Below are 20,881 nucleotides of genomic sequence, written 5' to 3' on the forward strand. Positions count from 1 at the left end.
CCGGGCGAACGGGATCCGAGCGAGGAGTGCGACATGGGGCGAATCACCCGGCGGGGCTTCGTGACGGGCGCCGCGGGAGCGCTCAGCGGGCTGGTCCCGCCCGGCCCGGCCTTCGGGTCCGGCCCGGGTGGGCCACGGCGGCAGGCCGTCCCGTCCCGGGCCGAACACCGCGACGGGGAACGGGACGGGGAACGGGACTTCCGCGGTGTGTGGCTGGCGACCGTGGCCAACCGGGACTGGCCCTCCCGGCCCGGGCTCTCCGCCGACACCCAGCGCGCCGAACTCCTCGCCCGTCTCGACCAGGCCGTGGAACGGCGGCTGACCGCGGTGGTGTTCCAGGTCCGCCCGACCGCGGACGCCCTGTGGCCCTCCCCGTACGAGCCCTGGTCGGCCTGGCTCACCGGGGTGCAGGGTCAGGACCCCGGCTGGGACCCCCTGGGCACCGCCGTCACCGAGGCGCACCGGCGGGGCCTGGAACTGCACGCCTGGTTCAACCCGTACCGGGTCGCCACCCACGCGGATCCGTCCCGGCTGGTCCCGACCCACCCCGCCCGCGTCCACCCCGACTGGGTGGTGACCTACGGCGGGAAGCTCCACTACAACCCGGGCCTGCCCGCGGTCCGCCGCTTCGTCCAGGACGCCATGCTCGACGCCGTACACCGCTACGACCTCGACGGTGTCCACTTCGACGACTACTTCTACCCGTACCCGGTGGCCGCCCAGCGCTTCGACGACGACGCGGCCTACGCCCGGTACGGGACCGGCTTCCCGGACCGCGACGCGTGGCGGCGCGACAACGTCGACCTCCTGGTGCGGGAGACGGCCGAGCGGATCAAGGAGATCGACGGCCGGGTGCGGTTCGGGATCAGCCCGTTCGGGGTGTGGCGCAACCAGGCGGCCGACGGACGCGGCTCGGCGACCACGGCGGGCGTGCAGGCCTACGACGACCTGCACGCCGACACCCGCAGGTGGGTGCGCGAGGGCTGGCTCGACTACCTCTGCCCGCAGCTGTACTGGCACATCGGCTTCGCCGCCGCCGACTACGCCGTCCTGGTGCCCTGGTGGGACGAGGTGGCCCGGGGCACCGGCGTCGACCTGTACCTCGGCGAGGCGCTGTACAAGGCGGGCGATCCGGCGCAGCCCGCCGCCTGGCAGGACCCGGCCGAACTGTCCCGCCACCTGACGCTGGCCCGGCGCTCGCCCTCCGTCCGCGGCCACTGCTTCTTCGCGGCGAGGGACGTCGCCGAGGACCGCATCGGGGCGATGGCCCGGGTCGTCGCCGATCACTACCGGCCGGAAGCCCGCTGAGCCTGTCCGGCGGCCGGCGTCCGGCACCCGGCACCCGGCACCCGGCACCCGGCACCCGGCGGGAATTGTCAGACACGCCCTGACCGACGGCGGCCGCCCTCGCCGAACACGCCCTGAACCGGGTGCCGGCCCCGGGCCGTTGATCAATGGCCCGGCCGGGCACCGCCCCGGCGTTGATCCTGTGTTGATCGGGACGTGGGAGCGTACGGGCGCCACCGGGGGCCGGTGGACAACTTGCAGAGAGGCGCATTCGGATGGCCAAGCACCGCAGCAGCACCCGCATCGCAACCCGGCTCGCCTCGGTGGCGGTGGCCGTGGGGCTGGTCGTCCTGCCGCAGGTCGGTGCGTCGGCGCAGGCCGCGCAGCCGCAGGCGGGTACGCACCAGGCGGCCGGGAGCGTGACCGGGCCGGGTGACAAGCCGCGGATCGACGAGTGGAACGGCACCGGTGCCTGGTGCGTCAGCTGCGTGAAGCCCAAGTAGCGGTAGCCGTGGGGCTCACTCCTCGGCGGGCAGGGTGACCAGCTCGCCGAGGAGGGTGGCGACGTCGGCGGCGTCCGGGAGGCCGAGGTCTTCGAGGATGGCGTGTGCCTCGTGCAGGCGCTCCCGGGAGGCGGCCGGGCGGCCGAGTTCGGCGAGGGAGCGGCCGAGGACGACCAGTGCGTACCCCTGGTCGCGGCGGGCGCCGGTCTCCACGGTGATCGCCAGGGCCGCCTCCGCCTCCTCGGCCGCCTGTTCCGGCCGGCTCAGGGCCAGCAGGGATTCGGCGAGGCGCACGCCGGCCAGTGCCTCCCGGTCGCGGCGGCCCGCGGCGGCGGCCACGGCCCGGCACTCCCGGCAGCGGTCGGCGGCCTCCTGGTAGCGGCCGAGCCCGTGCAGGGCGAGGCCGAGGACGTAGAGGGTGTACGCGGTGCCGACGGCGTCGCCGAGCGCCCGGACCTCGGGCAGGATCCGCTCGCAGGTGTCGGCGGCCTCCTCGGCCCGGCCGTGCCGGACCTTGGCGAGCGCGGCGTTGACGGTGCTGGTCACCGCGCCGGAGCGGTGGCCCAGTGCGCGGGCGAGTTCGACCGACTCCTCGAAGCGGCGGATCGCCTCCTCGTTGCGGCGCAGCGTCTGGGCGATCAGGCCGAGGTCGTTGAGCACCTGGCGCAGGATGACGGTGTCCCCGGCCGCGCGGCTGGCCCGCTCGGCGAGTTCCGCCTCGGCGCGGGCCTCGTCCAGCCGGGTGGCGGCGAGGGCGAGTCCGCAGCGCAGGAACCGGGCCCGGCCTTCGGCGAAGCGGTCGCCGCCGGTGGTGGCGGCGCCGACCAGGGCGGTCACCGCCGCTTCGAGCCGGTCGCCGAGTTCGCCGGGGCCGAAGGGGCTGAGGGCGATCAACAGGTCGATCACCGGGCGGAGTTCGGTGTCCGGGCCGGCCTCGTCGGCGATCCGGCCGGCCAGCGCGATGGCGCCGGGGCTCTCCGCCCGGACCCACGCCCGGGCGGCCGCGAGGTCCCGCAGCACCGGGCCGGTGGCCTGCCGCCCCTCGGTGGCGGGGCCGCCGAGTGCGCCGGCCACCGGGTCGCCGGGCACCGCGAGCTGGAACGCCGTACGGGCGCCGGCCAGCAGGTGGCCGAGCAGCCGGGCGCGGGCCGCCCGCTCCTCCTCGGGGCCGTCGGAACCGCTGGAGCCGTCGGAACCACCGGGGCCGTCGAAGCCACCCGCGCCCTCGGTGCGGGAACTGCGGGAACTGCAGGAGCTGCGGGAGGTGGAACGGGCGAAGCCGCGCAGCAGGTCGTGGAAGCGGTACCGCCCGGCGCTGAGCGAGTCCAGCATCGCGGCGTCGACCAGGGACTCCAGCAGTTCCTCGGCCTGCTCCGCCGGGCGGTCGAGCAGTGCCGCGGCGGTGTCCAGGCCGAGGTCGGAGCCCTCGCCCCAGGCGGCCAGCCGGAAGGCCCGGGCCTGGTCGGGGGTCAGCTGCCGGTAGCCGAGTTCGAAGGCCGCGCCGACGGCCAGGTCCCCCATCCGCAGCTCGTCGATCCGGCGCTGTTCGTCGGCGAGCCGCTCGCCGAGGCTGGCGATGGTCCAGCGCGGGCGCGCGGCCAGCCGGGCGGCGGTGATGCGGACGGCGAGCGGCAGGTAGCCGCAGGCGGCGGCGAGGTCCAGGGCGGCCTGCGGCTCGGCGTCCAGGCGGGGCCGGCCGATCACCCGGCCGAGCAGGTCGACGGCTTCCTCGGGGGTGAAGACGTCCAGGTCCAGGTGGACGACGGCGGGCAGGCTGCTGGGGCGGGTGCGGCTGGTGACCAGCGCGGCGCAGTCGGGCGAGCCGGGCAGCAGGGGGCGGATCTGCGCGCTGTCCCGGGCGTTGTCCAGGACGACCAGCAGGCGCCGGCCGTCGGTGAGCGAGCGGAACAGCGCGGTGCGGTCGGCGGTGCTGTCGGGGACGGCCTCGGGCCGGGTGCCGAGCGCGGCCAGGAAGGCGGCGAGTACGTCGGCGGGGCTGGCCGGGAGGGCGTCGGCGCCGCGCAGGTCGGCGTACAGCTCGCCGTCGGGGAAGGCGCTGCGGGCGCCGTGGGCGGCGTGCACGGCCAGCGCCGTCTTGCCGACGCCGCCCATGCCGACCACCGACACCACCGGCAGGGCCTCCCGGGCGGGGGCGGTGAGAGCGGCCCGGATGGTCTCCACCTGGGCCGATCGGCCGATGAAGTCTCCTGGGGCGGGCGGGAGTTGGGCCGGTCTCGGCACACCGGAGGCAGCGGCCGCGGGTGGCGCGGGCGGCCCGGGAGCCTCGTCGGCCGCCGCCACGGCCACCTGCGGCTCCGCCGAGGCCTCCTCGGACTCCTCCCCACTCAGGATCCGCCGGTGCAGTTCGGTGAGCTCCGGCCCCGGCTCGACGCCCAGTTGCTCCACCAACACCTCGCGCACCCGCCGGAACGCCGCCAGCGCGTCGGCCAGCCGGCCGCTGCGGCTCAGCGCCCGCATCAGCAGGCCGTGCGGCCGCTCGCGCAGCGGGTGCTCGGTGGTCAGCGCGGTCAGCTCGGGGACGCAGCGCGCCGCCCGGCCGAGCGTCAGGTCCAGGGCGAGGCGTTCCTCCAGCAGGGCGAGCCGTAGCTCCCCGAGCCGGTCGCGCTGGCGCTGGGCGTACGGGCCGGGGATCCCGGCGAGTGGCTCGCCCTGCCACAACTCCAGTGCCTCGTTGAGCAGTTCACGCGCCTGCGCGGGCCGACCGGCCGCCGCCTCGGCCTCGGCGTAGGCCGCCAGCCGTTCGGCCCGCTGGGCGTCCACCGCCTCGGGGGGCAGCACCAGCCGGTAGCCGTCGCCGAGCGAGACCAGGACGGCGGGCGTGCCGTGGCCCGGTTCCAGCAGTTTGCGCAGCCGCCAGGCGTAGGTGCGCACGGTGGTGGTCGCGGCCTGTGGCGGTTCGTCGCCCCAGAGCGCCTCGATCAGGTCTGCCGCACCGGCGGCCCCGCCCGGGCGCAGCAACAGGACCGCGAGCATCGCCTGCTGCTGCGGGCTGCCGAGCCGCAGCGCCTCACCGTCGCGCCGCCCGCGCATCGGCCCCAGCAGCGAGAAGCCGAGCCCCGCGAGTCCTTCGACCACGCCGTGTCCCCCCGTTCGGCCGCGGGTCACGCGGCCGTTGATCTTCATTCGTTCGGTGCACAGACTAGGCCCTCTCTTTCGGATCTTGTCGGATAAGCGCGCGGCGTTGGGCGCCCGGCTGGGCGTGCCGGTGGATCGCCCTCGTACTGGGCCGTACTTGGGTGATTCGCCGGTGCGTCGAGGCGGGATGCCCGGCGTCGTGCGCCCAGCAAGATCCGAAAGAGAGGGCCTGAGCACAGAAAAAGCCCGGTGCCGAAACCCGGGCGGTGGCCACGGGTGCGCGGCACGGCCGCGTTGATCGGTCGTCGATCGGAGCCGGGCGGGCGTTGACCTTCGGTCGATCGGGTGTTGATCGGTCCTGCCTAGTGTTCCTGATGTCAGGAGGCCACCGAGCCTGCGGAACAGCGGTCGGCGGCCCGGCTGCTTCTTCTGACGACAACGCACTGGATCCCGTTGAAACGATGGTTGGCCATGAACGACATCCTCGAGCTCGATGTCCTGGAGATCAGCGCCCCGGCCCAGGAGGAGACCGAGGCGCAGACCGCGGCCGCCAGCGGCTCCTGGCCGTTCTCCTGCAACTCGACCCGCAACTCGCGCTGCTGCGACTGACCCCGAGTCCCCGGTGCGGCGGCCCATTCCCCCCGGCCGCCGCACCGGCCCCCACCGCTTCCCCTCCGCCCCGTAGGAGAGCCCGCCATGCCGGACACGCCGACCTTCGCCTGCGGCGAGGTCGCCCTGCTGCGGGCAGCCGTCCGACCGGCCCGCCCCCTGCCCGAAGACCCCGCCCCGCAGAACACCGCGCCCACCCCGCAGGACACCGACCTCGACCAGCTGCACGCCGCACTCCGCGACGGGCTGCTGCGCGAGGCCGTCGCCGTTTCCAGCCCCTCGCTCAGCCGGGTGCTCGACCTGGTCGAGGCGGGGCTGCCGCTGCGGCCCAAGCAGCTGCGCAAGGCGGCCCGGGCGCTCACCCGCTACCGGTTGCGGATGGCCGACCGCGCCACCCCGTTCGGCCTGATGGCCGGGGTCGCCACCGCCCGCTTCGCCGACCGGCCCGCCGTGCGCTGGGGCGGGCGGCATCGCAAGTCCGCCCGGCCCGACCAGCAGTGGCTGACCGGGCTGGTCGCCGCACTGGAGCACGAGTTGCCGGTGCTGCGCGGGCTGCGGGTGACCGCCAACGACCTGTGCCAGGTGCGCGGCGACCGGCTGGTACTGCCGTACCTCCCGGTGCCGGGCGCCGAGCAGCGTACGGCCGGGCGGGAGCTGTCGATCCGCCGCACCGCGGCGATCCGCACCGTGCTGGCGCACGCCGCCGAGCCGCTGCCCTGGACGGAGCTGCACCGCGCCGTGCTGACCGCCCACCCGCAGGTCGAGGCCGCGGCGGTGGACTGGCTGCTCGGCGAACTGGTCCGTACCCAGATCCTGCTGACCGACCTGCTGCCGCCGGCCGCCGAGCCGGATCCGGTCGGACACCTGCTGGCCCGGCTGCCCGACCTCCCGGCCAAGGCCGAACTGCGCGCCGTCCAGGCCGACTTGGCCGCGTACCAGGACACCGCCCCCGGTGCCGGACTGCCCCGCTGGCGGGCCCTGACCGAGCGGATGCACCGGCTGCACCCGGCCGAGCGGCTGGTGCAGGTCGACCTCGGTCTCGACGTCGAGGTGCGGCTGCCGCCCGCCGTCCGCCGGGAGGTCGAGCGGGCCGCGGACGCCCTGTGGGCGGTCTCGGCGGGGCGTCCGGGCCCGGCGCACCTGCGGCAGTACCACGAGGACTTCCTGGAACGGTACGGCCTGGGCCGCGCCGTGCCGCTGCTCGAACTGCTCGACCCCGAACGCGGCCTGGGCGCGCCCGCCGGCTACCGGCTGCCGCGCAGCACCCGGGCACTGCGGCCCGGTGAGCCCGCCGAGTCCGGCGACCCGCGCGACGAACTGCTGCTGGCCCTCGCCCAGCGCGCCGCGGCCGACGGTGAGCGCGAACTGGTGCTCGACGACGCGCTGCTGGCCCGGCTGAGCGGCAGCACCGGCACCGCGCCGCCCTCCCTGGACCTGCTGGCCGAGCTGCGGGCCGCCTCTCAAGAGGCTCTCACGGCAGGCGAGTTCACCCTGGTGGTGAGCGGCGTCGGCCCCACCGCCGGGGCGATGGCGGGCCGCTTCGCCCCGGTCCTGGGCGAGGCCGGCCGACCGCTGACCGAGACGGTGCGCACCCTGCCCACCGACAACCCGGAGGCCGTCCGCGCCCAGCTGGCCTTCCGCACCCCGCGCGCCCACACCGGCAACGTGGCCCGGGTGCCGCAGCTGCTGCCGTACGCCGTGACGCTCGCCCAGTTCGCCGACCGCACGGACCCGGCCGTCCTCGGCATCGACGACCTCGCGGTGGTCGCCGACCACGACCGGCTCGCGGTCGTCTCCCGCCGGCTCGGCCGGGAGGTGGTGCCGACGCTGCCGCACATGCTGGCCACCGACGTCCACGCGCCCAACGCCGCCCGGCTGCTGGACGAGCTCTCCCGCAGCGGCGCGGCCGCCTGGCCGCGCTGGCGCTGGGGCGCCGCCGACGCGCTGCCCTTCCTGCCCCGGGTGCGGTACGGGCGCACCGTGCTCAGCCCGGCCCGCTGGCTCCCCGAGGAGCCCGCGCTGCGCGACGCCGCCGTGCCGTACCGGCAGTGGTGCGCGCGACTGGCGGAGTGGCGGCGGCGCTGGCGGGTGCCGCGCGTGGTGCAGTGCGTCACCGAGGACCAGCGGATCACCCTCGACCTGGCGGACGACCGCCACCGGGAACTACTGCACCACGCCTGGACCACCTCCGCCGACGGCCACCTCCAGGAGGTGCCGCCGGAGCCAGCCGGCTGGCTCGGCGAGGACGGCCGCAGCAACGAGCTGGCGTTCCCGCTGATCCGCCGCTCCCCCGGGACGGCCCGCACCCCGGCCGTGGCCCCGCCCCGACGCCGCACGGTGCACGGCCCCGGCTCCTCGCCCTGGCTGTACGCCAAGCTGTACTGCTCCACCGCCCGGCAGGACGAACTGCTCGACCGGCAGCTGCCCGAACTGCTGGCGGAGCTGCCGGCGGCGGTCGACCGGTGGTTCTTCATCCGCTACCTCGACCCCCGGCCGCACCTGCGGCTGCGCTTCCACGGCGACCCGACCGCGCTCTGCGCCGAACTGCTGCCCGTTCTCGGCGGCTGGGCCGACCGGCTGGCCGCCGCCGGCCTCGCCGAGCGACTCGTCCTGGACGGCTACGAACCCGAACTGGAACGCTACGGCGGCCCGGCGGCGATGGCGGCCGCCGAGCGGGTCTTCGCGGCGGACAGCCGCTCCTGCCTGGTCCAGCTGCGGCTGCTGCGCGAACACCGCCTGGGTATCGACCCGTTGACCCTGGTGGCGGCCAACTACGTCGACCTGGCCCACCACTTCGGCGACCTCGGACTGCTGGCCCGGCTCCACCGCGCCACCGAACGGCGCCAACTTCCCCCGGCCGTACGGGAACAGGCCCGTGCCCTGATCGACCCCAGCGGCCACTGGACCGCACTCGGCCGACTCCCCGGCGGCAGCGAACTGCTCGGCTCCTGGGACGAGCGCGCGGCCGCCCTGGCCGCCTACCGCACCCGCCTCGACGAACGCTGGAGCAGCACCGACACCGCGCTCGGCGCGCTGCTGCACATGCACCACAACCGGCTGATCGGGGTGGACCGCACCGGCGAGGAACGCTCGCTCGCCCTGGCCCGGCGCACCGTCCGGGCGTACCACGGGCGGCTGGCCGCGCTCGGCGCGGCCGAAGCGGCACTCGGCGCGGCAGGAGCGGTACTCGGCCCGGCCGGAGCGATCGAATGAGCCCGTCCACCCACCACGCCGCCGCGGCCGTCACCGCCACCGCCACCGCCGAGCGACCCGCCGACCCCGCAGGAGCGGCCGCATGAGCCCGTCCACCCACCACGCCGACACCATCACCCCACTGCGCGAACGCGCCGCCACCGCCGTCGCCGCCACCGCCTCCCGGCTCGCCGACCCCGACCGGGTGGCCGCCGCGCTCGCCGCCACCGGCCGCCGGTGGGAGCCGAACGGCCTGGCCGGCGGCGCCCCCGGCATCGCCCTGCTCTACGCCGAACTCGCCCGCTACGACGACACGTTCCGCAACACGGCACACACCTGGCTCGCCCTCGCCGCCCGCTCGGCCCGGACCGCCGCATCCGGCACCGGGCTGTACGACGCGGTGCCCGCGCTCTGCTTCGCCCTGCCGCGAGCGGCCGCCGGCCCGCAGGACTACCGCGCGGCCCGCGCCCACCTGCGCGGCGAGACCGCCGTTCTGGCCGGGCGGCTGGCCCGCCGGGAGCGGCAGCGGATCGCCGACGGCACGGACCACCCCGCGCTGGAGTCCTACGACCTGATCTCCGGCCTGGCCGGGCTCGGCGCCGTCCTACTCGACCAGGACCGCCCGGCCACGGAGGAGGCCCTGCGCGGCCTGGTGGCGCTCACCGCGCCGCGGGCCGGACTGCCCGGCTGGTGGGTCGCCCAGGACGTCCACCGCTACCGCGCCGTCGCCCCCGGGCTGGGCCACGCCAACCTCGGGCTCGCGCACGGCGCCCCGGGCCCGCTGGCGCTGCTCGCACTGGCCTGGCGGCAGGGGGTGCGGGTGCCGGGGCAGGCCGAGGCGATCACCCGGCTGGCCGAGTGGCTGCTCGGCGAGGTCCGGACGGACCGGGCCGGGCCCTGGTGGCCGGCCGCCGTGGAGCTGACGCCCGGAACAGCGCGGGAACCCGGCCGCCCGTCCTGGTGCTACGGCTCCCCCGGCATCGCCCGCGCCCTCCAGCTCGCCGGCCTCGCACTCGACACCCCCTCCTGGTGCCGCACCGCCGAGGAGGCGCTGCTCGCCGCTCTGGACCGCAGCGGCGAGGCCCTCACCGACGCCGGGCTCTGCCACGGCTGGGCCGGACTGCTGCAGTGCGCCTGGCGGATCGCCCAGGACGGCACCGACCGCCGGACGGCCGAGCGGCTCCCCGCCATCGCCGCCCGAATGCTCCAACTCACGGAATCGGACAGCCCGTTCGGCTTCGCCGAGCCCCGGACCAGGAACGGCTGGACGGACGACCCGGCCGGCTTCCTCACCGGCGCCGCCGGCGCCGCCCTCGCCCTGCACACCTTCGCCACCGACCGCACCCCCGCCACCTGCTGGGACCGGGCCCTACTCCTCGCCTGACCGCCGCCACCACCCGATCCCCCACTCGCCCACGCCGACCCGTACGCCGCCCGCCCGCCCGCACCCTCCGGCCCGCCCGCCGCCTGCGATCATGACCGGATGCCCGACGACCCCCTCGCCGACCGCTGGCCCCTCGCGCCCGCCGCCGTCACCGCCCCCGCCACCGACCGGCTGCGGGAGCTGTGCCAGGACGACGGCCTCACCGGCTTCCCGCCCCCGCCGATGCCCGACGCCGCCTGGGTGCTCAACGCGATGTACGAGCACGAGCGGGGACCGGTCGAGGCGTCCTACCACGAACACCGTCAGACCCTGTTGGCGGCGGGGCTGATCGATCCCGACACCGTCGCGGGCCTCGACCTGCAGATCGGCACCGCCACCGGCGGCGGCCTCGGCCGCGCCGAGCATCCCGGCCCGGGCTGGCGACGGCTGCGCTGGGCCGAACTCGCCCGCCGCACCGGCGACCCGGTCGTCCCCGAGGGCATGCCGCCCTGCTTTCGGTGCTTCCCGTCCGTCAAGAAGGACGGCAGCTGGCCGCTCCACCTCTCCCCGCCCACCGAGGGCAGTCTCGACCGGGAGACCTGGACCCGACTGGTGCACGTCCTCGCCGAGCACACCACGGCCGGCCCGGACACCCGCTGCCTCGCCTACTACAGTCCGCTGGCCCTCGGCGGCCTGGACTTCGAGAACCTCCACGTCCGCGCCGGGCGGCTCCGCGACGCCGAGTCGCTCTACGACACCACCGACGCCGACCACAGCCCCTCCAATCTCTGGGCCGAGGACCGCTCCTGGGTCCTGTGGACCGACTACGACCTGTGGGCCACCAAGGTCGCCGGTCACCCGGCGCTGATCGAGGCGCTGCTGGCCGATCCCGAGCTGGAGGTCCTCCGTCTGCCCTGGGCACCCTGACCGTCCGCGGTCGGCGGGTCTGGCGGGAATCGTCACCTCCGTGTCCTTGCCGCCAACCGGGGCCGCGGCCAGGCTGGAGGGGTGACCAGCCCGCGCATCGTCTTCGCCGTCTTCCCGGACTTCCAGATCCTGGACCTGACCGGCCCCCATGAGGTGTTCACCCAGGCGGGGCGGCTGACCGGGGGTGTCGTCATCGACACCGTGGCCGCCACGCCCGGTCCGGTGCCGGCCAGCGGCGGTCTCGCCGTCTCCCCGACCCGCACGACCGACGAGTTCGACGCGGCCGACCACCCGGTGGACACCCTCATCGCCGTCGGCGGTGAGGGTGTCCACCGGGCCTGCGAGGACGGCCGGTTCGTCGACTGGTTCACCCGCACCGCCCGCCGCTCCCGGCGTACCGCCTCGGTGTGCAGCGGCGCCTTCCTGCTGGGCGCCGCCGGGCTGCTCGACGGGCGGCGCGCGGTCACCCACTGGTCGCGCTGCGCCCGGCTGGCGGAGCTCCACCCGCTGGCCACCGTCGACCCCGACCCGATCTTCGTCCGCGACGGCGAGCTGTGGACCTCGGCCGGGGTCACCGCCGGTCTGGACCTCGCGCTCGCCATGACCGAGGCCGACCACGGCCCGGAGGTCTCCCGCACGATCGCCCGCCACCTGGTGATGTTCGTCCAACGCCCGGGCAGCCAAGCGCAGTTCAGCGCCCAACTGTCCGCCCAGCGACCGGAACGGGCGCCGCTGCGCGAGATCCTCGCCTGGATCGCCGACCACCCCGACTCCGACCTCGGCGTGCCCGCCCTGGCCGCCCGCGCCGCGATGAGCGAACGGAACTTCACCCGGGTCTTCCGGGCCGAGACCGGCCGCACCCCCGCCTCGTACGTCGAGAGCGTCCGGATCGAGGCCGCCCGGCGGCTGCTGGAGACGACGGCCGCCACCCTCGAATCCGTCGCCCACTCCTGCGGCTTCGGCACCGTCGAAACCCTGCACCGCGGCTTCAAGCGCGCCCTGCACGTCACTCCCGGCGAGTACCGCCGGCGCTTCTCCGCCCACCCCGTCCACACCTGAAAGGCCCGCCCATGCGCATCGCCATCCCGCTCTTCGACGGATTCACCGCACTCGACGCCGTCGGCCCGTACGAGGTCCTCCGGATGCTGCCGGAGGCCGAGGTCCTCTTCGCCACCGCCGCTCCGGGCGTCCACACCGACGGCGACGGCTCGCTCGGCCTCCTCGCCACCGCCTCCTTCACCGACGTCACGGCGGCCGACGTCCTGCTCGTCCCCGGTGGCCCGGGCGCCCGCCGCGGGCTTACCGACCAGCCGCTGCTGGACTGGATCCGCCGCATCCACGCCACCAGCACCTGGACCACCTCGGTCTGCACCGGCTCCCTGCTGCTCGGCGCGGCCGGCCTGCTCGACGGCCTGGCGGCCACCACCCACTGGAGCGCCGTCGACACCCTGGAGTCGTACGGCGCCACCTACACGGCGCAGCGGGTCGTGGAGCAGCCCGGCGGCATCGTCACCGCCGCCGGTGTGTCCTCGGGCATCGACATGGCGCTGCGGCTGGCCGAACTGATCGCCGGTCGGGTGCCCGCCGAGGCCTTCCAGCTCGCCATCGAGTACGACCCCCAGCCGCCCTTCGATTCGGGCTCCTACGCCAAGGCCTCCCCGGAGGCGAAGGAGTACCTGGCACACCGTCCGCACCGTTCCGCCGCGCGGCCGCAGGGCCGTCCGTAAATCGGTTGAACGCCGGCCGGGGGGGCCGCCAGTCTTGCCCGGTGACTCTGGACCTGGCCCCCTACGACCTGACGTGGGCCGACGTGGACCCCGCCCGCCACCCCTTCGACCACGACGACGCCGACCGGGTGGTCCGCGCGCTCGGCCCGGCCCACCGGGCGCCCGTCCGGCCCGACTTCTCCGTCCTCGACCCCGCGTCATCCGCCTGGCGCACGGACGTGGCCACCCCGTGGACCGACGCGATGTCCCACGCGCTGGCGCGGCACTACGGCCGGTGGGTGCTGGGCTGGCGCTGGTCGGTCGGCGAGGCGGACTTCGACGGCGGGCCGGTCGGCTCCTGGTGCTGCACCTCGCACTCGATCTCCACCCCGGAGGAGACGGTCGAACGGGTCGTCGCCTCGCTGTGCGAGTGGCGCGACTGGCTGGAGCTGCTCGCCGGCCGGTTCGAGGCGTACCCGCTGGATCCCGCCGACATCGACGGCCAGCGGATCCTCTGGGAGCGTGCCGTCCGGAACCTGATCCAGCAGGTGAGCGACTTCACCGGTCACGAGAGCGCCTGGTACGGGCACTGCGTACTCGTGCTCACCTGGTTCCTCGAGCGCTGGGGGTTCGAACCGGTGGCCGCCGAGCGGCTGGTCCGGCAGGCGATCGGCGGCCGGTTCAAGAGCTGGACCGCCCCGGACCTGGTGCTGATCGACGACGTCGCCGAGCGGATCGCGCGCTCGCTGCGCCCGGAGGACAGCGGCACCCGGCCGGACGGCCCCGCCCCGGACCACCTGGCGGACTGGCTCGCCGTACGGGGGGCCGTCGCCTGGCCCGACCCGTCCGCGGCGGCCGCGGGCGGACCGGTGACCCCGGTCCGCGACGGCGCCGCCGGGTCCATCCGCGCCTTCGACGCCGCCATCGACCCCGCCCGCGCGGACGGCCTGCTGGCCGCGCTCGAACTGCTGCGCGCCGACGCCGCACGCGGTGCGGGCCTCGACTTCGAGCTGATCCGGCGCTGGCAGCAGCACGTCCTGGGCGCCCCGCAGCCGCCGGAGTTCCGCTCCCTGCCCGCCTTCGCCAAGGAGGGCAGGGAGCGTTACGGCATCGGACCGGACACCCGGGCCCGGCTCGACACCTGCCTGGCCGAGAGCGCGCCGTCCGGCGAGCGCCCCCTCCCGCTGACCGCCCGCGCCGTGCGCGCCTACCTGGACGTGTGCTTCTTCCACCCCTTCGACGACGGCAACGCGCGCTGCGCCTTCCTCGCCCTGGTCTTCGTCCTGGCCCGCGAGGGCGTCGCGCTGGACAGCGTCGACTACCTGCGCCGGATCAGCTACCGCGCCGCCGACCCGTCGGCCCCGGTGTTCCTCACCAACTTCCTCAACTCCCACCTCGCGGAGACCCGCCGCCGGGCGGCCTGAGCGCCCCCGCCGGTGCGCATGCACGGAAGGTCGGTGTGCACGGGAAGTCGGTCGGTCCGACTTCCCGTGCAGACCGGCCCGTTCAGCGGTACCAGGACCGGATCGCCGCCGCGCTCTCCCGCACATCGGCGTGCCCGGCGCGGATCCGGGCGGCCAGCTCGACGGCCTCCTTGGGCTCGGCGGTCACGATCACCCCGGAGGCGCTCAGGTAGGCGGCGGCGACCACGGCGGCGAAGTGCTCGTTGGCGGACTCCAGCGCCGGGACCCGGATCAGCTGGTGCATCAGCGCGGCCGCGCGCTGGTGCACGGCGCCGTACACCGGCACGTCCATGACCTCGTCGGCGTGCCGGGCCACGGCCGCGGCCAGGGTGCCGTAGTCGGTGACGTCCGGGTCGCTCGGCAGGAACTGGTGGGCGATGTCGAGCAGCCACACCCGGTCGATCCGCAGGATCACGCCGCGTCCGCCGCGGTGTCGCGGGTGCTGCGCGGGTAGGGGCCGAACTCCTCCTCGAACGCGGGCCCCCAGGCCTGGGCGAAGTGGGCGGCGGCGGTCAGGAACCGCTCGCGCCGCTCGTCCGCCTCCTCCGCCAGCACCCTGCGGGCGTAGTCCGGCAGGGTCATCCCGGCGGCCTCCGCGCGCTGCTCCAGGGCCTCGTGCACGGCGTCGTCCAGTCGGACGTTCAGCTGCTTCATGGCGGTGAGCGTAGCCGCCGCTACCGCCTGCTACAAGGCGGCCGGGCGGCCTCAGAACACCGGTGGCCGCCCCAACCGGGCCATCCGCCACACCGTGGCCCAGCGGATCGGGCGGCGCGGCGGGCACGGAGTGCGGACGCCCTCCAGGAAGCCGGCGCACCACGCCCTCAGCCCGGCCGCCGGCGGGCGCCGGCTCACCGTGTAGAGCGTCCAGGAGGCCAGGTAGAGCGGCACCAGCGGGGCCGGCAGGTGACGCTTGGCCAGCCAGACGCGGTTGCGGGCGGTCCGGCGGTAGTAGCCGGCGTGCCGGGCGGGGTCGGTGCGCGGGTGCCGGAGCAGCAGATCGGCGCGATAGTGCACGGTCCAGCCGGCGTCGAGGACGCGCCAGGCGAGGTCGGTCTCCTCGTGCGCGTAGAAGAACTCCGCGCAGAACGCGCCCACTTGGGCGAAGACGTCCATCCGGATGGCATGGCCGCCGCCCAGGAAGCCGGTGACCTCGCCGGAGCGCAGCGGGTCGGCGGCGCCGAGGCGCGGGACGTGTCGGCGCTGGGTGTGCCCGGTCTCGTCGGCGATCCGGAAGCCGACCACGCCGAGCCGCGGGTCGTCCTCGAAGGCCTCCCGGACCAGCCGGAAGGTGTCGGTGCGGGGCAGCAGTCCGTCGTCGTCCAGGTTCACCACGACGTCCACGCCGCCGAGCCGGCGCAGCCGTTCGACGCCGGCGTTGCGGCCGCCGGGGATGCCCAGGTTCTCCGGGAGTTCCACCGCGTGCACCCAGGACGGGAGTTCGGGCAGCCGGGTGCCCTGGCCGAGGACCACGACCGTCGCGCCGCCGCCTTCCTGCGCGGCCACCGAGTCGAGCAGCGCGCGCAGTTCCCGGGGCCGGTCGCCCATCGTCAGCACCACCACGCCCAGTGTCACGCCCATCCGCCGCCGCTTCCTATCCGCCGTTCTCCACCCCGACCACCTGGACCGCCCCGACCACCCCGACCACCCGGACCTCCAGCGCGGGCCAGTGCGCCGCCCACCGGCCCAGCCGCTCCGCGTCCACCGGGCCCTGCGTGAGCAACGAGGCATCCGGGTGGAAGGTCACGCAGGTGCCGGTGGTCCCGTCCGGCTCGACCGGCTCCAGGCCGGTGACCGGCAGGCCGTGCTCGTAGCGCTGGGTCCAGGCGCCGTTGAGCCGGCGGTTGGTGTGCAGCAGCCGGGTGCTGAGCGCCGCGACCACGGACATGCCCCGGCGCGGATGCCCGTCCGGGAGCGGCTCCGCCTCCGGGTGGTCGAAGAAGCGCAGGTCCTTGGTCGCCATGACCGGCTTCTTCACCACCTCGCCGTGCTCGTCGACCCTGGTGTCGGTGCCCCGCCCGTCGTCCCGGACGGAGACCGCACCGTCGGCGTGCAGGGTGACGACGCACCGGCCGCCCCCGCGCGCGTCCGCCTCGTCGGCGGCGTACGCCAGCACCTCCAGCGCCAGGTGCGCCGCCCCGCCGGGTGCGAAGCGCGCCGCGTCGGCCCGGATTCCTGCCAGGTGCTCACCGTCCACGGCGGCGGCCCAGTCGTGCGTGGTGTTGGTCCAGGTGCCCCTGCTGGTTCCGTCCATCCGAGGAGTATGCCCGAGCCCCCACCCGCCACCGGCGACTCCCCCAACCCACGGCGCCGGTACGGCACTTGCCGCCCGCCTGAGCCCAGTCGCTCCGGACGCCGGTCCGGGGCGCAGGCGTCAGCCGCTGACCAGGCGGCGGCCGCTGATCTCGGCCGGGCGGATCCGCACCCAGCGGGGCCGGTCGCCGCCCGCCCAGGGGGCCGCGCCGGGCAGGCCGTCCAGGCGCTGGAGCTCCTCCGGGTCGTCCACGTAGCGGGCCCTGCCGACGGCGAGCACGCTCCAGCCCCGGCCCAGGTACTCGTCGATGCGGTCGACCTGGAAGGACACCTCCGCGCCCGGTTCCGGGGCGGTGCCGGCGCGTTCGCCGGTGCGGTAGGCGAAGGAGGCCCGGTCGACAACGTAGTTGACGGGGTAGACGGCCGGGCCCGGGCGCACCGGCAGGGCGATCCGGCCGATCCCGTGGGTGCCGACCAGCTCCCAGCACTCGGCGTCGGTCAGGCCGAGCAGCCGGGGCCGCGGGCCGGGCGCGCCCTGGCCGGGCGGGGCGTCGGCGCGGCCCTCCAGGAGTTCCTCCCGGCTGAAGCCGAGGGCGGCGGCGATCCGCACGAAGCCGCCGGGGTCGAAGTCGGGCCCGGCTTCGAGCAGATGGCGCAGGTACTGGGGGGCCATCGCCGCCTGGTGGGCCAGGGCGTCCTCGGTCAGGCCGAGCCGCTCTCGGCGTTCGGCGATCCGGTGGGCCACGGCGGTGGGGTCGGGATCGGAGGTCTCGTGCACGGTGGTGGCTCCTCGGCTCGCCAAGGGGGGTGCCCGGACCGGTGTCCGGGCGGTGACCAGGCCGGATCCATCCAAGCGTCCGGCTCACGCCAAGTCGAGGAACAGCAGGGCCCCGTGCGTGTCGACGCCCGCCCGGGGTGCGGGGACCCCGGCCTCGATCCCCCGTCCGCCGCCTGCGATCATCCCCCTGACGCGGAATCATGTCCGCTTCCTTCAACGGGGAACAACGGGGAACAAGGAGAAACACCGTGATCGTCGTGACGGGTGCCACCGGTACGGTCGGGTCGAAGGTCGTCGTGGGGCTGCGGGAGCGCGGCCAGGAGGTGCGGGCGCTGGTGCGCGCCGGGTCCGCCGGCCCGGGCGAGTGGGACGCCGAGGTCGAGCGGGTCGCCGCCGACTTCACCGACCCGGCGTCGCTGGACGCCGCCCTGGACGGGGCCGACACCGTCTACCTGCTGGTCGCCGTGCACCCGGAGATGGCCCGGCACGAGCAGAACGTGATCGACGCCGCCGTCCGCACCGGCCGCCGCCCGCGGATCGTGCTGCACGCCGCCGCGGGCATCGAGTACCGGCCCGAGGGCGTGCGCTTCGTCGGCGCCCACCTGGCGGGCCTGGACCACCTGAAGGCCTCCGGCCTGCCGTGGACGGTCCTCGGCCCGAACGGCTTCTACCAGAACTTCCTGGGCACGGCCCCGACCGTCAAGGCCGGCCACCTGGCCGTGCCCGGCGGCGAGGGCGCGGTGTCGTACGTGGACGCCCGGGACGTCGCGGCGGCCGCGGTCGAGGTGCTGGCGACCGAGGGCCACGAGGGCGCGGCCTACACCCTGACCGGCCCGGCCGCGCTCACCCACGGCGAGCTGGCCGAGCAGTTGACCGCCGCCGCGGGCCACCCGGTCGCGTACGCCGCGCTCACCCCCGAGGTGGCCCTGGACGGCCTGCTCAACATGGGCTGGGACCCGTGGCGCGCCGAGGGCATGGTCGAGCTGTACGGGCTGTACGCGTCCGGTCAGGCCTCGGCGGTGAGTTCGGACATCGAGAAGCTGACCGGCCGTCCGCCGCGCTCCTTCGCCGAGTTCGCCGCCGAGCACGCGGACGCCTTCCGCGCCTGATCCAGTACCGCCCGGGGCGGGCTCGGGACGGGCTCGGGGCGAGTTCAGGGCGGACCACTGCCCCGGACCCGCCCCGCAGCCGTCCCGGTCGGTCAACGCTGCGTCAAGATCCCCCTGCACACGCCTTACCGTGCGCTCCGGCCGGGCGCATACTGTGCTGCGCGCGGCGAGCGCCCGGCGACAGGGCCATCCCGGACCCGGCCCGGCCGCACCGCGACGGGGAGAAGGTAGAACAGGCGTGGCAGTACTCGTGATCATCGTCGTGGTCGTCCTGCTGTGGCTGATGACCGGCGTGCGGGTGGTGCAGCAGTACGAGCGCGGTGTGGTGTTCCGGCTGGGCAAGGTGCGCGGCCAGGTCCGCGAGCCGGGGCTGACGCTGCTGGTGCCGGTGGTCGACAAGATGCGCAAGGTCAACGTCCAGGTGGTCACCATGCCGGTGCCCGCCCAGGAGGGCATCACCAAGGACAACGTCTCGGTGAGCGTCGACGCGGTGCTGTACTTCCGCGTGGTCGAGCCGATCCGGGCCACCGTGGACGTGCAGAACTACGGATTCGCGATGCTGCAGGTCGCCCAGACCTCGCTGCGCTCGATCATCGGCAAGAGCGAGCTGGACGACCTGCTCTCCGGCCGGGAGAACCTCCACCACGGCCTGGAGGTCATGCTGGAGAGCCCGGCGACCGGCTGGGGCGTGCACATCGACCGGGTGGAGATCAAGGACGTCAGCCTGCCCGACTCCATGAAGCGCTCGATGGCCCGCCAGGCCGAGGCGGACCGGGAGCGCCGGGCCCGTATCATCACCGCGGACGGGGAGTTCCAGGCCGCCGCCAAGCTCGCTCAGGCGGCGAGCAAGATGGCCGACACCCCGGCCGCGATGCAGCTGCGCATGCTGCAGACGGTGGTCGAGGTCGCGGCGGAGAAGAACTCGACGCTGGTACTGCCGTTCCCGGTGGAGCTGCTGCGCTTCTTCGAGGCCTCCACCGCCCGGCTCACCGAGGGCGCGACCGCACCCGAACCCGCCGAGGCCCCGGCCGTCCCGCCGCAGGGCGCGCCCACCGCCCCGGCCGACGACAGGTGACGTCCGGCCGGCCCGGGAAGTTCCCGGGCCGGCCATAGGCCAGCTCTATGACGTCATAGATCGGAACCGACTACACCTCCGCGCGCGCAGCCGGTTGGCTGCAAGGGTCCAGACCAATAGGTCCGCTGCGCCCGCCCGGAGGATTCGCCCGCATGACCCGCTCGATCCGAGTCGCCATCGTCGGAGCCGGCCCCGCCGGGATCTACGCCGCCGACGCCCTGCTCAAGTCCGACGCCGCCCAGGCGCCCGGCGTCTCGATCGACCTGTTCGAGCGGATGCCCGCCCCGTTCGGCCTGATCCGCTACGGCGTGGCCCCCGACCACCCGCGGATCAAGGGCATCGTCACCGCCCTGCACCAGGTCCTGGACAAGCCCCAGGTCCGGCTGTTCGGCAACGTCGACTACCCGACCGACCTCACCCTGGACGACCTGCACCGCCACTACGACGCCGTGGTCTTCTCCACCGGCGCGATGGCCGACCGCGCGCTCGACCTGCCCGGCATCGACCTGGACGGCTCCTACGGCGCCGCCGACTTCGTCTCCTGGTACGACGGCCACCCGGACGTCCCGCGCACCTGGCCGCTGGAGGCCGAGAAGGTCGCTGTCCTCGGTGTCGGCAACGTCGCCCTGGACGTCGCCCGGATCCTCGCCAAGACCGCCGACGAGCTGCTGCCCACCGAGATCCCCCCGAACGTGTACGAGGGCCTGAAGGCCAACCGCGCCGTCGAGGTCCACGTCTTCGGCCGCCGCGGCCCCGCCCAGGCCAAGTTCAGCCCGATGGAACTGCGCGAGCTCGACCACTCGCCCACCATCGAGGTCATCGTCAACCCCGAGGACATCGAGTACGACGAGGGCTCGATAGCCGAGCGCCGCGCCGTCAAGCACGTCGACCTGGTCGCCGCGACCGTCGAGAACTGGGCGATCCGCGACGTCGGCGACCGCCCCCACCGGGTGTACCTGCACTTCTTCGAGTCCCCGGTCGAGGTCCTCGGCGAGGACGGCAAGGTCGTCGGCCTGCGCACCGAGCGCACCGAGCTGGACGGCACCGGCAACGTGCGCGGCACCGGGCGGCACACCGACTGGGACGTCCAGTCGGTCTACCGCGCCGTCGGCTACTACTCCGACGAACTGCCCAAGCTGCCCTTCGACCCGGTCTCCGGCACCGTCCCGCACCAGGCCGGCCGGGTCCTGGACGGCGACGGCTCGCACGTCCCCGCCGTGTACGTCACCGGGTGGATCAAGCGCGGCCCGGTCGGCCTGATCGGCCACACCAAGGGCGACGCCAACGAGACCGTCGCCTGCCTGCTGGAGGACCACGCCACCGGCCGGCTGCCCGGCGCCGCCGAGCCCGACCCGGCGGCCATCGAGGAGCACCTGCGCGCCCGCGGCGTCCGGTTCACCACCTGGGACGGCTGGAAGCAGCTCGACGCCCACGAGCGCGAGCTCGGCCGGGCCGAGGACCGCGAGCGCGTCAAGGTCGTCGAGCGCGAGGCCATGCTCCGCAACAGCGGGGCCTGAGTCCCG

The 20,881-nt window shown here is 75.4% G+C and carries 18 protein-coding genes; 12 read left to right on the forward strand and 6 right to left on the reverse strand.

Annotated features, from left to right (window positions below; translation table 11 throughout):
- Positions 1-33 precede the first annotated feature (33 nt).
- Both ACZ47G_RS10135 and ACZ47G_RS10140 read left to right on the forward strand, forming a co-directional pair.
- Positions 34-1,308, forward strand: coding sequence for a glycoside hydrolase family 10-like protein (locus tag ACZ47G_RS10135; protein WP_465740967.1), 1,275 nt, complete (start codon positions 34-36; stop codon positions 1,306-1,308).
- Between the two features lie 254 nt (positions 1,309-1,562).
- Complete coding sequence (locus tag ACZ47G_RS10140) at positions 1,563-1,790, forward strand: hypothetical protein (protein ID WP_465740968.1); 228 nt, start codon at positions 1,563-1,565, stop codon at positions 1,788-1,790.
- 15 nt (positions 1,791-1,805) lie between these two features.
- On the opposite strand, the gene ACZ47G_RS10145 is transcribed toward ACZ47G_RS10140, so the two are convergent.
- The gene (locus ACZ47G_RS10145) at positions 1,806-4,886 is read right to left on the reverse strand and encodes an AfsR/SARP family transcriptional regulator (protein ID WP_465740969.1); all 3,081 of its coding nucleotides are present in this window, start codon (positions 4,884-4,886) and stop codon (positions 1,806-1,808) included.
- 471 nt (positions 4,887-5,357) lie between these two features.
- Between ACZ47G_RS10145 and ACZ47G_RS10150 the strand changes: the two genes are divergently transcribed.
- The 7 genes from ACZ47G_RS10150 to ACZ47G_RS10180 all read left to right on the forward strand — a co-directional run bounded on the left by ACZ47G_RS10150 (position 5,358) and on the right by ACZ47G_RS10180 (position 14,107).
- On the forward strand, positions 5,358-5,495 hold the full coding sequence (locus ACZ47G_RS10150) for a hypothetical protein (RefSeq protein WP_465740970.1): 138 nt from the start codon (positions 5,358-5,360) through the stop codon (positions 5,493-5,495).
- Between the two features lie 87 nt (positions 5,496-5,582).
- Positions 5,583-8,708: a lantibiotic dehydratase gene (locus ACZ47G_RS10155; protein ID WP_465740971.1), complete on the forward strand. Its 3,126-nt coding sequence runs from the start codon at positions 5,583-5,585 to the stop codon at positions 8,706-8,708.
- Between the two features lie 82 nt (positions 8,709-8,790).
- Positions 8,791-10,071 (forward strand): lanthionine synthetase C family protein, encoded by a 1,281-nt coding sequence (locus ACZ47G_RS10160; RefSeq protein WP_465740972.1) that lies wholly within the window; start codon positions 8,791-8,793, stop codon positions 10,069-10,071.
- A 99-nt stretch (positions 10,072-10,170) separates the two neighbouring features.
- Positions 10,171-10,977: a hypothetical protein gene (locus ACZ47G_RS10165; protein ID WP_465740973.1), complete on the forward strand. Its 807-nt coding sequence runs from the start codon at positions 10,171-10,173 to the stop codon at positions 10,975-10,977.
- Between the two features lie 81 nt (positions 10,978-11,058).
- The gene (locus ACZ47G_RS10170) at positions 11,059-12,036 is read left to right on the forward strand and encodes a GlxA family transcriptional regulator (RefSeq protein WP_465740974.1); all 978 of its coding nucleotides are present in this window, start codon (positions 11,059-11,061) and stop codon (positions 12,034-12,036) included.
- Between the two features lie 11 nt (positions 12,037-12,047).
- Positions 12,048-12,704 carry a DJ-1/PfpI family protein gene (locus ACZ47G_RS10175; RefSeq protein ID WP_465740975.1) on the forward strand — a complete coding sequence of 219 codons (657 nt, stop codon included), beginning with the start codon at positions 12,048-12,050 and terminating at the stop codon, positions 12,702-12,704.
- A gap of 41 nt (positions 12,705-12,745) precedes the next feature.
- Positions 12,746-14,107 carry a Fic family protein gene (locus tag ACZ47G_RS10180; protein ID WP_465740976.1) on the forward strand — a complete coding sequence of 454 codons (1,362 nt, stop codon included), beginning with the start codon at positions 12,746-12,748 and terminating at the stop codon, positions 14,105-14,107.
- 82 nt (positions 14,108-14,189) lie between these two features.
- Here the strand turns inward: ACZ47G_RS10180 and ACZ47G_RS10185 are convergent, their stop codons facing one another.
- From ACZ47G_RS10185 to ACZ47G_RS10205, 5 genes are all read right to left on the reverse strand, one after another.
- Positions 14,190-14,561 carry a fic family toxin-antitoxin system, toxin component gene (locus ACZ47G_RS10185; RefSeq protein WP_465740977.1) on the reverse strand — a complete coding sequence of 124 codons (372 nt, stop codon included), beginning with the start codon at positions 14,559-14,561 and terminating at the stop codon, positions 14,190-14,192.
- Positions 14,558-14,800: a plasmid mobilization protein gene (locus ACZ47G_RS10190; RefSeq protein ID WP_465740978.1), complete on the reverse strand. Its 243-nt coding sequence runs from the start codon at positions 14,798-14,800 to the stop codon at positions 14,558-14,560. The genes ACZ47G_RS10185 and ACZ47G_RS10190 overlap by 4 nt, the downstream gene beginning before the upstream one ends.
- A 51-nt stretch (positions 14,801-14,851) precedes the next feature.
- A complete protein-coding gene (locus ACZ47G_RS10195; RefSeq protein ID WP_465740979.1) occupies positions 14,852-15,724 on the reverse strand; it encodes a glycosyltransferase family 2 protein in 873 nt (290 codons plus the stop codon).
- A gap of 13 nt (positions 15,725-15,737) precedes the next feature.
- Positions 15,738-16,397, reverse strand: coding sequence for an ATP-binding protein (locus ACZ47G_RS10200; protein ID WP_465740980.1), 660 nt, complete (start codon positions 16,395-16,397; stop codon positions 15,738-15,740).
- Positions 16,398-16,517: 120 nt separating this feature from the next.
- Positions 16,518-17,174 (reverse strand): helix-turn-helix domain-containing protein, encoded by a 657-nt coding sequence (locus ACZ47G_RS10205; protein ID WP_465740981.1) that lies wholly within the window; start codon positions 17,172-17,174, stop codon positions 16,518-16,520.
- Between the two features lie 248 nt (positions 17,175-17,422).
- Between ACZ47G_RS10205 and ACZ47G_RS10210 the strand changes: the two genes are divergently transcribed.
- The 3 genes from ACZ47G_RS10210 (at position 17,423) to ACZ47G_RS10220 (ending at position 20,875) form a co-directional block, all read left to right on the forward strand.
- On the forward strand, positions 17,423-18,283 hold the full coding sequence (locus ACZ47G_RS10210) for an NAD(P)H-binding protein (RefSeq protein ID WP_465740982.1): 861 nt from the start codon (positions 17,423-17,425) through the stop codon (positions 18,281-18,283).
- Positions 18,284-18,566: 283 nt separating this feature from the next.
- Positions 18,567-19,358: a slipin family protein gene (locus ACZ47G_RS10215; RefSeq protein ID WP_465741458.1), complete on the forward strand. Its 792-nt coding sequence runs from the start codon at positions 18,567-18,569 to the stop codon at positions 19,356-19,358.
- A gap of 152 nt (positions 19,359-19,510) precedes the next feature.
- Positions 19,511-20,875, forward strand: a complete 1,365-nt coding sequence (locus ACZ47G_RS10220) for an FAD-dependent oxidoreductase (protein ID WP_465740983.1) — start codon at positions 19,511-19,513, stop codon at positions 20,873-20,875.
- Positions 20,876-20,881 lie beyond the last annotated feature (6 nt).

It is taken from the genome of Kitasatospora sp. NPDC030952 (genome assembly GCF_055571335.1).